The 12,979-nt window shown below is 39.6% G+C and carries 11 protein-coding genes; 10 read left to right on the top strand and 1 reads right to left on the bottom strand.

The annotated features are described in order from the left end of the window. The first annotated feature begins 31 nt into the window (after positions 1-31). The 7 genes from A391_RS0108230 (at position 32) to A391_RS0108200 (ending at position 7,850) form a co-directional block, all read left to right on the top strand. On the top strand, positions 32-1,591 hold the full coding sequence (locus A391_RS0108230) for a cell division protein ZipA C-terminal FtsZ-binding domain-containing protein (protein WP_019898651.1): 1,560 nt from the start codon (positions 32-34) through the stop codon (positions 1,589-1,591). Between the two features lie 18 nt (positions 1,592-1,609). Continuing rightward, positions 1,610-3,637: an NAD-dependent DNA ligase LigA gene (gene ligA, locus A391_RS0108225; RefSeq protein WP_019898650.1), complete on the top strand. Its 2,028-nt coding sequence runs from the start codon at positions 1,610-1,612 to the stop codon at positions 3,635-3,637. 3 nt (positions 3,638-3,640) lie between these two features. Beyond that, positions 3,641-4,453 carry a 3'(2'),5'-bisphosphate nucleotidase CysQ gene (gene cysQ / locus A391_RS0108220; RefSeq protein WP_019898649.1) on the top strand — a complete coding sequence of 271 codons (813 nt, stop codon included), beginning with the start codon at positions 3,641-3,643 and terminating at the stop codon, positions 4,451-4,453. Between the two features lie 35 nt (positions 4,454-4,488). Further along, positions 4,489-5,391: a tetratricopeptide repeat protein gene (locus tag A391_RS0108215; protein ID WP_036316726.1), complete on the top strand. Its 903-nt coding sequence runs from the start codon at positions 4,489-4,491 to the stop codon at positions 5,389-5,391. 160 nt (positions 5,392-5,551) lie between these two features. Then, positions 5,552-6,550: a protein-methionine-sulfoxide reductase catalytic subunit MsrP gene (gene msrP, locus A391_RS0108210; RefSeq protein ID WP_019898647.1), complete on the top strand. Its 999-nt coding sequence runs from the start codon at positions 5,552-5,554 to the stop codon at positions 6,548-6,550. Between the two features lie 17 nt (positions 6,551-6,567). After that, on the top strand, positions 6,568-7,233 hold the full coding sequence (locus tag A391_RS0108205; RefSeq protein WP_019898646.1) for a sulfite oxidase heme-binding subunit YedZ: 666 nt from the start codon (positions 6,568-6,570) through the stop codon (positions 7,231-7,233). Positions 7,234-7,313: 80 nt separating this feature from the next. Continuing rightward, positions 7,314-7,850, top strand: coding sequence for a DoxX family protein (locus A391_RS0108200; protein WP_019898645.1), 537 nt, complete (start codon positions 7,314-7,316; stop codon positions 7,848-7,850). Positions 7,851-7,908: 58 nt separating this feature from the next. Here A391_RS0108200 and A391_RS0108195 read toward each other — a convergent pair whose 3' ends face one another. Continuing rightward, the gene (locus A391_RS0108195; RefSeq protein ID WP_019898644.1) at positions 7,909-8,799 is read right to left on the bottom strand and encodes a DUF3034 family protein; all 891 of its coding nucleotides are present in this window, start codon (positions 8,797-8,799) and stop codon (positions 7,909-7,911) included. Between the two features lie 107 nt (positions 8,800-8,906). On the opposite strand from A391_RS0108195, the gene A391_RS0108190 reads away from it, so the two are divergent. The 3 genes from A391_RS0108190 to A391_RS0108180 are packed head-to-tail and all read left to right on the top strand — an operon-like array spanning position 8,907 to position 12,358. Continuing rightward, positions 8,907-9,344: a group I truncated hemoglobin gene (locus A391_RS0108190; protein ID WP_019898642.1), complete on the top strand. Its 438-nt coding sequence runs from the start codon at positions 8,907-8,909 to the stop codon at positions 9,342-9,344. Between the two features lie 38 nt (positions 9,345-9,382). Next, positions 9,383-9,991: a methylamine utilization protein gene (locus tag A391_RS0108185; protein WP_019898640.1), complete on the top strand. Its 609-nt coding sequence runs from the start codon at positions 9,383-9,385 to the stop codon at positions 9,989-9,991. Between the two features lie 21 nt (positions 9,992-10,012). Next, positions 10,013-12,358, top strand: coding sequence for a bifunctional diguanylate cyclase/phosphodiesterase (locus A391_RS0108180; RefSeq protein ID WP_029144075.1), 2,346 nt, complete (start codon positions 10,013-10,015; stop codon positions 12,356-12,358). Positions 12,359-12,979: the final 621 nt, after the last annotated feature.

The following is a 12,979-nucleotide window of genomic DNA, read 5'->3' as shown; positions in this document are numbered from 1 at the left end:
CTGTTGTAATTTAGTTGAGAGTTTAATGTAAATGAACGATTTGCAAATAATATTAATCATTATTGGTGCTTTAATCATTGCTGCCGTACTTTTATTTAATTGGTGGCAGGAGCGAAAGTTTAACCAGCAAATAGAAAGTGGCTTTTCAAAGCCACAAAATGACGCGCTACTAAATAATGATTCGCAGACGAATGCTCTCAATGAGTTTGATAATGACTTAGAAGAAGATAACTTTTCTATTGATACTGCACGCTTAAAAGAGCATTTTGATCTAGATCGAGGTGACGATCGATTTGTGGCGCTTAATACGATTCACGTTGAAATTGAAGAAGATGTTTTAGATGATATTGATGAGACGTATTCAACTTTAGTAGAAAGACATGAGCATGAGCACGCGCAACTGCCTGCTGATGATTTTGGCGACCAAGTTGATACAGCATTAAATACTACAAATGCCAATATTCAGAGTGCGGTTAATTCGAACACAAAACCAGCGCAGCATGAGGAAATTAAAGCAATCTTTAATGATGCTTTTAATCAAGCAAGTAACCAAGCTAGTAGTTCATTAAGTGCAGCACCTGTTGTCAATGATGCTATCAATCATGTAGAAGAGAACGTTAATGTTCGTCATATCAGTTCCTTAGAAACTATGCCTGCAGAAACGAAACCTGCGGATCAATCAAAATCAGGTATTGCTAATGATGTAATGAGATCAAGTTTGCCACCAATGCTGCAATCACAAATGGATTTAATAGCTGTTATTTACTTGGCAAACGAAACTAGCATTTCAAACATCACCGCTAGCATTGGTGGGTTTTTCGAAGATTACGATAAGCCAATTCATTTGCATGCATTAGTCAATGAAAGTGAATGGATTTCGCTAACAGCTTTGGAAGCACAGCCTGATATAGTGCACCAAAGCACAAGTAAGATCACCTGTAGTTTACAGTTAGCGGATAGAGCAGGGGCTGTAACTCGTAGCATATTAAATCGCTTTCAATTGGCTGTGGAAACACTGGGCCTTGATATTGATGGGCATGTTGAGTGGCAAAGTAATGGTGACCCATTATTGGCTGCTTCAGCATTAGATGCCTTTTGTATTGATGTAGATAAAACGATGGGTTTTCATTTAGTTCATGGTGATAACGGTGCTTTTACTGGTACTAAATTAAGAGGCTTAAGCGAGGCGCAAGGAATGGTGCTGGATACAGACGGCACATTCAAATATTATCAAAACACTGATGACCAATCAGCACAGGCGATAGCTTCACCGTCTGTTTCTTTTGTCATGTTTAATCGGGATAACTATTTATTTAATCCAGAAATGTTACGGACAAGCGTAGTAAAAGCCGTGACTTTTCAGCTAGATATCCCACATGTCATGCATTGCACTGAGGCATTTAACCAAATGGTACAAGTGGCAAGACAAATGGAAATTGGTTTAAATGCGGTGCTGGTTGATGATAACAATAGGCCATTAGGTGATATGCAAATCGAAAAAATTCGGCAGCAGCTCAAAGTAATTTACGCCACGATGTTGGTGCGAGGTATCGTACCTGGGTCAGATAGTGCACGTAGGTTATTTTCATAAGTTTCAAGGTTAGATTGAATGTCGGATTCGAAGTTGAGTAGCGCTGAACAGCGCATTTTAGCGTTACGTGAGTTGATTGCGCGTTATGACTATGAGTATTATGGTCTAGATGCGCCATCTGTTCCTGATAGTGAGTACGATAACGTTTACCGTGAACTACAAACACTAGAGAATCAAAATCCAGGGTTAATCACTTCCGACTCGCCAACCCAGCGTGTCAGCGGCTCTTCTGCTAATGCTTTTAACAGCATTGCACATCGTCAAGCAATGTTGTCACTCAATAATGCTTTTGAGTTTAACGAGTTAGAGGCTTTTGATAAGCGTATTCGCGATGCATTAGGGGTTGCACAAGTTGAATACGCTGTAGAGCCTAAATTTGATGGCTTAGCCATTACGCTCACCTACGAACATGGTATTTTCACCCAAGGTGCTACGCGTGGTGATGGATACACTGGGGAAGATGTGACGCATAACCTGCGTACATTGCGTGCAATACCCATGCGTTTAAATGTAGCTAATCCACCACAATTGCTAGAAGTCCGTGGTGAAGTACTTATGTTAAAACGTGACTTTGATAAACTCAACCAAACACAGTTGGCAAAAGGTGAAAAACTATTTGCTAACCCACGTAATGCTGCTGCCGGTAGTTTAAGGCAATTGGATGCAAAAATTACAGCCACGCGACCACTTACATTTTTTGCTTATGGCTTGGGTGTGGCGGAGGGTGTTCCAACGCTAACCAGTCATCGTGCCGCAATGGACTACTTGGCTAGCTTACATTTCCCAGTCAGTCATGTTCGCGATGTGGTCTATGGTGTAGAGGGGCTTCGTGGCTACTACGAAAGAGTAGGCCAGTTACGTCAGCAATTACCTTTTGATATTGATGGTGTCGTCTATAAAGTTAATCAATTTAATCAACAGAATGAGCTGGGCTTTGTCTCTAGAGCACCTCGCTGGGCCATTGCGCATAAATTTCCTGCGCAAGAGGCGCTGACTGAAGTTGAGGATATCACGGTGCAGGTAGGGCGTACTGGTGCAATTACGCCAGTTGCGAGATTGAGGCCAGTGTTTGTAGGCGGCGTAACAGTGACCAATGCAACGCTACATAATGAAGACGAAATTCGCCGTAAAGATATTTTAATCGGTGACACAGTCAGTGTGCGCAGGGCTGGAGACGTTATTCCTGAAGTGGTGAGCGTTGTGCTTGAGAGAAGGCCATCTAATGCGCGCCGTTTTGTAATGCCAACCCTATGTCCTGAATGTGGCTCGCATATACTCAAACAAGAAGATGAAGCAGTTGCGCGTTGTTCTGGAGGGTTGTTCTGCCCAGCACAACGCAAACAGGCGATTACGCATTATGCCTCTCGTCGAGCAATGGATATTGAGGGTTTGGGTGAAAAACTGGTTGATCAACTGGTTGAGGCTAATGTAGTGCACACACTTGCCGACATCTATAAACTTGATATTGCAACACTCAGCAATCTCGAACGTATGGCTAAAAAGTCAGCCCAAAATATATTAGATGCACTTAATGCTAGCAAGGAAACTACGCTTGCTCGCTTTATTTATGCTTTAGGTATGCGCAACGTTGGTGAAGCTACGGCAAAAGACTTAGCAAAGCATTTTGGCAACTTAAAAACTTTGATGGATGCCACCATTGAAGACTTATTGGAGGTCAACGATGTTGGCCCAATTGTTGCTGAGTCAATCAAGAACTTCTTCTCAGAAGACCATAATAAAGATGTCATAGATGCATTATTGGTAGCTGGATTGCATTGGCCAGAAACTGATGGCAGGCAGCAATCAACAGGTAAGCTGAGTGGAAAAACATTTGTATTAACAGGTACTTTACCAACCATGTCACGTGATGACGCCAAAGCGTTAATAGAAGTGGCTGGTGGTAAAGTAGCAGGCAGTGTTTCAAAAAAAACAGACTTTGTTGTTGCTGGTGCAGACGCTGGGAGCAAGCTCGAGAAAGCACAATTATTGGGCATTACGATTCTAGATGAGGCAGATTTATTAGCAGTATTAGCTGAAAGCGAATAATAAATGGTAAATGAAGGCTATCAATTTCAAGATGAGGTGATTGCAATCGCAAAAGAAGCAGGCGAGGCGATTATGCAAATATATTCTACTGATTTTGGTTTTGAGATGAAGTCTGATAACTCACCACTTACTGAAGCTGATATTGCTGCACACGACATTATCGTTGCAAGGCTTCACCAACTTACGCCTGATATTCCAGTGTTATCTGAAGAGTCTGATGCAATAGATATTGGCTTACGTTTGAGTTGGCAAAAATACTGGCTAATCGACCCCTTAGACGGCACGCGCGAGTTTCTTAAACGCAACGGTGAGTTCACCGTTAATATCGCGTTGGTTAGCCAACATCAGTCGATTATGGGCGTGGTGTATGCACCTGTGCCAGGCTTAACTTATTACGCAAGCAAGGGGCAGGGTGCGTATAAAAAAATCGGTACAGCACCGATACAAAGAATCCATACAAAAAACTTGAATCTGCAACAGATTACGGTAGCAGGCAGTCGATCACATTCAGATGAAAAGTTTCAGAAATTTATGCATAGCGTAGAAGCTACAACTTTAGTGAAACCTGAACTTATTCGTTTAGGCAGCTCTCTAAAAATTTGTCTCGTAGCGGAGGGCGGGGCCGACGTATATCCGCGCTTAGGCCCAACTTACGAATGGGATACGGCTGCTGCGCATTGCGTTTTGCAGGAGGCTGGTGGTGATATTGTAGATGAGCATGCCGTAACACTTAGTTACAACAATAAACCATCGTTACTGAACCCACATTTTTTTGCGACCGCTGATAAGTCCCAGCAATGGGCAACTTTCTTATAATTTACGTCTATATCATCCATGAGTATCTGTCAAAAATGAAACTACAAAAAACTTTAACAATATTATTTACTTCTTTGTTTTTTAATACGGTTTACGCTGCGAGTGACGATGCATTTTCATGCAACAAAGCTTACGATCAAATGGATTTACCCACAGCTTTGGCGTTTGCATCTAAAGCACTTAGTGCAGATAAAAATGATAAGGAAGCTTTGATATGCCAAGGTCGTGTATACAGTGCACAAGGTAAGTTAGAAGATGCCTTGTCTGCGTTTAAATTAGCAGATAAGCAATCTCAAGATGCATTTGATAAAACAATCGTTGCACTGGTGACTGGTCACGCTTACAAGGATGCACATCAATATGAACAGGCAGTTTTGAGCTACGAAGAAAGCTTGAAACAAGCCAAAATAACAAACAGTAAAGCTTTCGAGCGCGTTGCGCACCAAAGCATTGGTAATGTGCATCTTATTACTAAGCGTTACCAATCAGCACTTGAATCGTATTTAACTGCAAATACGCTTGTCGCAAATGATAATGAGCGAGGTGAGAGTTATGAGTCTGTTGCGTTAGCGTATCACATGTTGAATCAGCATGATGCTGCGCTAGAGTATCAAATCAAGGCATTTTTAATGCATGAGAAGTCAGGCACATTAGACCAATATGCGCACTCAAGTATTGAGTTAGGCCGTTATTATGCCGCTGTTAAGAACTATGCTAATGCAGAAAGAACACTTAATAAGATTATTAAATTTGCGAAAGACCAAGGCGGTGCTTATTACGAAGCTTATGGTTACTGCATATTGGCCCAAGTGAAAGCTGCTAACGGTGACTTAGCAACAGCAAAAACACTCATCAATCAAGCAAAGGTCATCGCTAAAAACACTAATGACCAGGGGCTGGCTGAAGAAATTGAGAAAGAAACGCAGGGTTTGATTTAGCCACGCCCTTGGTATTATTTTTGTAAGGATAGGTAACGCAATCAGACTAAGTGTTGTTCATTAAACTCATTGTGAATTGCATGGTCACAGCTAAGTGATAGATCACGCATCAAGCACGATGTTTTAATATGTTTATATATACTTTGCTGATTGGTACCCCATGATTATTCAACAAAAAACCGACATTCTCCCCTCAGAAATCACACCAAAAGAGGTGTTTGAAAATCGGCGACATTTTATTAAGCAAGCAGGTTTTGGCTTGCTTGCCACCACGGCGCTCGCACAAACCAATCTATTGTTTGCAGCAGATGCTACACGCTCGAATGCACCGATTGGCAAGACTTCCAAGTCCTTATTATCACTACCAAACTTTACTAAAACAGCTTACGGTAAAGATGAAAAGTTAACCTCTTACGAGGATGTCACAACTTACAATAATTTTTACGAATTTGGCACGGGTAAAGGTGAACCAGCGACCAATGCTAAGTTGTTTAAGCCCCATCCATGGACAATCAGCATTGAGGGTGAAGTGAAGAAAAATAAAACCATTAGCATTGAAGATATAGTCAAGCTAGCGCCATTAGAGGAGCGTATTTATCGTATGCGTTGTGTGGAAGGATGGTCTATGGTGATTCCATGGGTAGGATTTCCCCTTGCGCAGCTAATAAAGTGGGCAGAACCCAATACTAATGCCAAATATATTGAGTTTGTATCTCTGGCTGACACACAACAAATGCCAGGGGTTAATTTGCCGATATTAGACTGGCCGTATACAGAAGGCCTTCGAATGGATGAAGCAATGAATCCACTGACACTAATGGCTGTTGGTTTATACGGTGAAAAACTACCAAATCAGAATGGTGCGCCAATGCGCTTAGTAGTGCCTTGGAAGTATGGCTTCAAGGGGGCTAAATCAATCGTCAAGATTCGTTTTACTGAAAAAATGCCAATCACTACTTGGATGAAAGCAGGGCCTAAAGAATATGGCTTTTACGCCAATGTAAATCCACAGGTGGAGCATCCGCGCTGGACACAATCTTCAGAAAAAAGAATTGGTGCTGGTTTATTTGCTGGCCGCATTAAAACACAGATGTTTAACGGATATACCGAGCAAGTAGGACAGATGTATGCAGGTTTAGATTTACGTAAATACTTTTAAATAACAGGTCTTTTGGCATGCAAATTAAACAACTTCTGCGGCGCACACCCAATAAAAAACAAATTGGCAGAATTAAGTTCGTTTTGTTTGTGCTTTGCTTGGTGCCCTTTATGCGCTTAATATGGCTTGGCATCAATGATGGTTTGTCAGCAAATCCTATCGAGTTTGTTGAACGTTCAACTGGCTTTTGGGCTTTATTTATTTTGCTGCTCACATTAAGCTTAAGCCCAATCAGACTGCTGTTCGGTTATGTTTGGCCACTTCAATTTAGGCGTATGCTGGGATTAATGATGTTTTTTTATGCCAGTCTACATATCACCATTTACTTATGGCTTGATTATGGCTTTGATTGGAATGATATTCTTAAAGATATTATCAAGCATCCCTATGTGTTGGTCGGCGCTTTAGCGTACTTATTAACTGTGCCATTAGCACTTACTTCTAATCAATACATGGTGCAAAAGTTGCGTGAGCGTTGGAAGCAGCTACATCTAACAGTTTACCTTATTGCAATTTTAGGAGTCGTACATTTTTGGTGGTTGGTCAAGAAGGATATTCGTGAGCCCTTATTCTATGCGGTTGTCTTGGGCTTACTTTTAGGTGTGCGTTTGTTTTACAAACTACGCCAGATAAAATCAAAATCAGAAAAAATAAGAAAAATGAAGCTTTCCTTATCCGTTTAGAAATCATTTATGTAAGTTTTTAAAACATTTTTCGACTAATCCTATAAGATTAATAGTTAATAACTTTTAGGGAGAAGTCTATGTATTACAATAAATTAGCAGCTTGTGTTAACGACATTTATACCAGCGTTATTTGCCATTTGAACAAAATTTCTGAAAGTGTGCCTCCACTTTTTCTAAGACTTATACTGGCCTATGAGTTCGGGGAGGCTGGTTACGAAAAGTTGCATGGGGTAAATTGGTTTGCTGATATTACTTTCCCATTTCCGTTTAGCTTAATTTCACCAGAAATTAACTGGCAAATAGCGACCTATTTTGAAATACTTGGAGCTGTTGCGTTAATTCTAGGGCTTGCCACTAGGTTTTTTTCTGTTTCACTTATCATTCTTACGATTGTGGCAATAGCCACTGTGCATTGGCCAAACCAATGGGATAGTTTAAGTGACTTATGGACTGGTTATCGTATTATCGATGAAAAAGGTGATGGGTTTGGCAATTACAAATTACCTTTAATTTATATCGTGATGTTTTTACCACTGCTATTTGGTGGCGCCGGTAAATTTAGTTTAGATGATTTAATTAAACGAAAATGCGCTAGTCGTTACACAAATCATTAAATGATAAAAATGATAAACATAACGCCTACTAGGCTTTTAACCTAGCAAATAGCACTGCCTAGTAAGCAATTTGCCCTGACAAATACCAGCCAGATTGATTGCTTTTATTCGCAATATTGCCTAAATCCAAGTAGGCGGCAGTCAGTGATATATTTTTAGTAGGGAACCATGCTAAAAATACATCATGCGCGTTTTCTTCTTTAAAAACACTCAAATTATCTGGTTTGTAACGGTACTCAGTGCCCAATAGCACCTGATCTGTTAGCATCACGGCAACTGAAGCTGCTGGTTTGATTTGGTAATTATCTCGATTATCGCCACCAAAGCCTAAAAATCCAAATTGGTTCGCTTTTGTTGCTTGTAGTGTGCCGTTAATCAATAGGTTCCTACCAAAAACAGCCCCTAAGTACAGTTTTGTGGCTGCTAAATAGACATCTACACCTGTTTGATGCTTTGCACCTAGTGCTTTTGGCACGTTGTGGAAGTCCTCATTATGTTTAATTTGAACACCTAGTGACACCTGTGGCAGCCATGTATCTTGCTCATAAATGGCATCACCAAATAAACGCAACTTAACCCCCATCGTATTCACTCGAATACTTTCGCCAGGTACAGTGTCACTTAAGCCCAATTTTTGCTGACTGAGTGAAATTTCTAAGCGATTATGCAAGCCAATACTGACTCCACCAGAGCTGATCTCAAAATCACCATTTGTCCGTGCTTCTGTATAAAAAGCCGAGCCACCAATTTGTTTGTCAGTGCCATAGCCTGAAATTAAAGCCCAAGGAGTTAATCCACCACCACCAGATCCTTCAATTTGCATCACTCCACCTGTTGCTAATAAACGATCACCCGCAAATAGCCCGTTGGAGTGGCTTAACATTAATATGGCTACAGTATTTAATGTCCATATCGCTAGCTGTTTTTTTGGGGGGTGCGTAAAACTCATATTTGTCTTTCATATTTACTATTAAAAGAATAATAAACAATTAAATTACGTAGATTAATCACATCAGTTATATTAAAGTAAGGATAGATTAAAACCGAGAAATATTTATGAATAAGCATGTATTAATTGCGCTAATGTTGTTACTTTGCTCTTGTGTTCAAATGCAATCCTCTTCCACAAAAGTAGCGGTGGCTCCAACTCTTTTTGAACGAATTGGTGGGCTACCTGTACTGAATATTGTTGTTTCTGAAACGATAGATCAGTCCGTTAATGACCCTAAAATTAAACGTTCGTTCGATGGTATTAAATTAAGTACATTAAAACAAAGTGTAGTTGACCAACTTTGTGTCTTAACTGGTGGGAGCTGTGTTTATGAGGGTGAAACCATGCAAAACTCTCATCGAGATCTTAAAATAACGACTGCTGAATTTGAACTGTTTGTAGAGGCTTTTAGAACATCACTCAACAAGCACGTTGGTGAACGAGAGAAAAATGAGCTCTTAAAAATATTAGCGCCTATGAAGCGTGATATTGTGACTAACTAACTTTTAATTTTTAGAGTTAACTTTTTTAGAGCCGACTAATGAATAGCAAAATCCTGAGCAATACCATCATCCTAAGTGCATTATTACTTGTAACATCGCTTCACGCTCAAGCTGCAGATCTGTCGGTTCAAGTATTAGATCAAGCTGGCAACCCGCTTAGTAATGCTGTTGTTTACTTAGAAACCAGTGTTAAATCAGCCGTTAAATCAACGACAGAGGCGAATGTTGATCAAAAGAATAAACAATTTTCACCGATAGTCAGCGTCGTACAAGTAGGCACTAGTGTTAATTTTCCAAACAAAGATTCAGTGCGACATCACGTTTATTCGTTTTCACCTGCTAAAACGTTTGAATTAAAGCTTTACTCTGGCGTTCCTGCGAAGCCAGTTGTATTTGATAAGCCAGGCACGGTGATACTTGGCTGTAATATTCACGATAATATGCTGGCTTATATTCACATTGTAGACACGCCTTATTTTGGGAAAACTGATGTGAATGGCATGGTTAAATTGACTGACTTACCAACAGGGCAACACACTCTTAAGGCATGGCATTACGCAACGGTAAAAGAGAATTTTGTTTCTGAACAAAAAGTAACAGTAAAAAGCAATGACACCGTTTCAATCAAGCTAGAAACACACAATTAATTACTAAGCCCCATGATCAATATGCAATTTACAAGCTTAAAAAGTCGAATTTCAGTTATTTTTCTATCATTGATATTGGTCATCCAGGTTTTAAGCTCAATTGCCATTAAGTTAAGTATTGATAAAAACGCTAGACGTTCTGTGAATCAGCAACTTGAAGTGGGTGAACGTGTATTTCTAAATCTACTACAACACAACGGTGATAGCTTAAGTGTTGGTGCCCGCATTTTGGCCGCAGACTTCGGCTTTAAAGCAGCCATTGCAAGTAATGATCATGAGACGATACTTTCAGCCCTAGTTAACCACCAGTCTAGGATTAATGCAGATATCGCCATATTTTACTCTGCAGATCAAAACAGTTTAGTGATATCTGAAAACTTATCCGAAACAGAGGTCAGTGAAAAAATAGCTGAAGTTATTTACGCGGCAAAAAATGATATTCAGAAGAATAATTTTACTATTTTCAATAATCAACCCTATCAACTAGTCGCTGTGCCAGTAAAAGCTCCTTTGACGATTGGCTGGGTAGTGATGGGGTTTGAAATTAATAACAGTTTGGCAAATACACTCCATAAACTAAGTAACCTAGAGGTGACTTTCATCAGTCAATCTGGCGCTAGTCCTTGGCGCTCCACGGCGGGAACCATGAGTATGAGCTCAAGTGATCAGATTGTGAAATATACTTCTATACAACCAGCTTTGAGTACTAACCGTAATTTGGAGCTCACCATTGGAGACGTCGCTTTTGGTACTCGCTATGTGACGATATTCAAAAACATTAACGATTCTCTATATGTTGTGTTGCAGCGCTCCATTGATGAAGCAACCGCGCCATTTAAGGTGCTCTTACTCAATCTTTTAATTTTAAGTATTGTTGGAATGCTGATTTTTATTGTCAGTATCTTGTATGTTTCAAGAATAGTTGCTCAGCCAATAGTAGAACTAGCCGATACTGCTAAAAAGTTAGAGGAGGGCGACTATACGTTTAAAGTTGATACCTCCAGGAAAGATGAGTTAGGGAAGCTCAGTAGTGCATTCAGTAGCATGCGTACTGCAATTGCTGATAGAGAGAAAAGTATTCTTAAATTAGCTTACCTCGATGAGATGACGGGACTACCTAACCGCGCCTCATTCATGAAAGAGCTTAATAGCGCCATATATCAATCTGAAACCAATCGAGAGCCACTTTCTGTTCTAGTGATGAATCTAGATCGATTTAAACAAATTAACAATGTGCTTGGACATGATTTTGGTAATGAGTTACTGCACGCAGTATCTATTCGAATTTCACAAGTGTTTCGTAAAGACAATGATGTTGTTGCAAGGATTTCTGGGGATGAGTTTGCCGTATTACTCCCAGCAACGAATGCCGACGTGGCAATGAATATTGCACAAAAGCTCTTGCAGGCCTTTGAAAAGCCCATTCAATTAGACGATAACTTTGTTGACATTACTGCAGGCATCGGTATCGCCAATTATCCAGCTCATAGTAACCAAATAGAGCAACTATTGAGCTTTGCTGAGATTGCTATGCAAGTTTCAAAAGCAAAGAAGTGTGGACCTGTGGTATTTGATCCGAGTTTCGATGCTGGCAGTAATGTTAACTTAACGTTAGCCTCTGAGCTGAAAAATTCGATACAAAATAATGAACTAATGTTATTTGTCCAACCAAAAATTGACCTCAAAAGTAGGGTGGTCACTTCGGTCGAAGCACTAATTAGATGGAAGCACCCCACGAGGGGAATGGTTTTTCCTGATCAGTTTATCCCGTTTGCAGAGCAAACTGGGCTAATTAGAGAGATAACACTTTGGATGATTGCTGAGGCATCTAACGTGAGTGCTCAATGGTTAGAGAAGGGGATTTCAATCCCAATTGCAGTGAATATTTCTGCAAGAGATTTAATCGACTCTGATTTTCCGAATAAAGTCAGTGAAATTCTAAAATCCATGGGCTCAAATACCTCACTCATTTCTCTTGAGGTGACTGAAAGCAGCATCATGGATGATCCACATCGTGCAAAACAAACTTTACTACATTTGTCTGAAATGGGTATCAAGCTAGCAATTGATGATTTTGGTACAGGTTACTCATCCTTATCATATTTAAAAGAACTGCCGGTTAGCGAGCTTAAAATTGATAAATCATTTGTGATGCATATTGAAGACAATTTAAATGATCGAATTATCGTCAGTTCAACTATTGAGCTTGCGCATAACATGGGCTTGCATGTCGTTGCTGAAGGTATTGAAAACATTAAAGTCTGGAAGTTTTTACAAGAAATGAATTGCGACTATGGTCAGGGATATTATATGTCTAAGCCAATTCCAGTCAGTGACTTCGAGGCTTGGCACCAGCAGTGGACATAATCACCATTCAAATTCAATAGATATTTCAATCTATTGGTCAGCCTAATTAAATAGCTTATTTAATTACAAAGATTAATTGGCACTTAAATCTATTGATTGGCATTAATCATCTACTTTATCGATGCTACAAATATTATCAATAGATTTGCTTCTTCGATACTTAAGTTGCTATCGATGAATAACTGACAGCATTAATTCTTTTAGCAGCAATCGACTTAACATGCTTACCTCATATGCTTACCTCTATTTTTTAAACTTCCACACCAAAAATTAGTACTTAAACGCTTTGTCCTGCAGAGATTTTCATATAATATTGTTAAGAATTGTAAATAATATGTAACAAAATATAATAATATCTATAAAAATGAAGTTTACAGCGCTGATCAACCAACTAAAAAGTATATTCGATTACTCATATCACTGTGCATCTCAGCACCATTACTTGGGTGGTTGCACCAAATTCTGGGCTTTCTTTTATTTATCATCCAGCTTTCTGCTATTAGTCATTTGTGCATTTATTGTTTATAGAATACATAAAGAAAATAGTGAGCTAAAAAATTATTTAAAAAATAAAGCTCAGCGTGAATCATCTCAGCTTCAAAATCATGCTTGAGCTTTAAT

Source organism: Methylotenera mobilis 13 (assembly GCF_000384255.1).
Taxonomy (GTDB): Bacteria; Pseudomonadota; Gammaproteobacteria; order Burkholderiales; family Methylophilaceae; genus Methylotenera; species Methylotenera mobilis_B.
The sequence above is the reverse complement of the archived record's forward strand: the minus strand, read 5'-3'. Positions and strand labels throughout refer to the sequence as shown.

Coding starts and splice junctions, on each gene's coding strand:
- A391_RS0108205 (WP_019898646.1), top strand. CDS start 6,568: ATGCAAATTAAACAACTTCTGCGGCGCACACCCAATAAAAAACAAATT.
- A391_RS0108200 (WP_019898645.1), top strand. CDS start 7,314: ATGTATTACAATAAATTAGCAGCTTGTGTTAACGACATTTATACCAGC.
- A391_RS0108230 (WP_019898651.1), top strand. CDS start 32: ATGAACGATTTGCAAATAATATTAATCATTATTGGTGCTTTAATCATT.
- msrP (WP_019898647.1), top strand. CDS start 5,552: ATGATTATTCAACAAAAAACCGACATTCTCCCCTCAGAAATCACACCA.
- A391_RS0108185 (WP_019898640.1), top strand. CDS start 9,383: ATGAATAGCAAAATCCTGAGCAATACCATCATCCTAAGTGCATTATTA.
- A391_RS0108190 (WP_019898642.1), top strand. CDS start 8,907: ATGAATAAGCATGTATTAATTGCGCTAATGTTGTTACTTTGCTCTTGT.
- A391_RS0108180 (WP_029144075.1), top strand. CDS start 10,013: ATGCAATTTACAAGCTTAAAAAGTCGAATTTCAGTTATTTTTCTATCA.
- A391_RS0108195 (WP_019898644.1), bottom strand. CDS start 8,799: ATGAGTTTTACGCACCCCCCAAAAAAACAGCTAGCGATATGGACATTA.
- cysQ (WP_019898649.1), top strand. CDS start 3,641: ATGGTAAATGAAGGCTATCAATTTCAAGATGAGGTGATTGCAATCGCA.
- A391_RS0108215 (WP_036316726.1), top strand. CDS start 4,489: ATGAAACTACAAAAAACTTTAACAATATTATTTACTTCTTTGTTTTTT.
- ligA (WP_019898650.1), top strand. CDS start 1,610: ATGTCGGATTCGAAGTTGAGTAGCGCTGAACAGCGCATTTTAGCGTTA.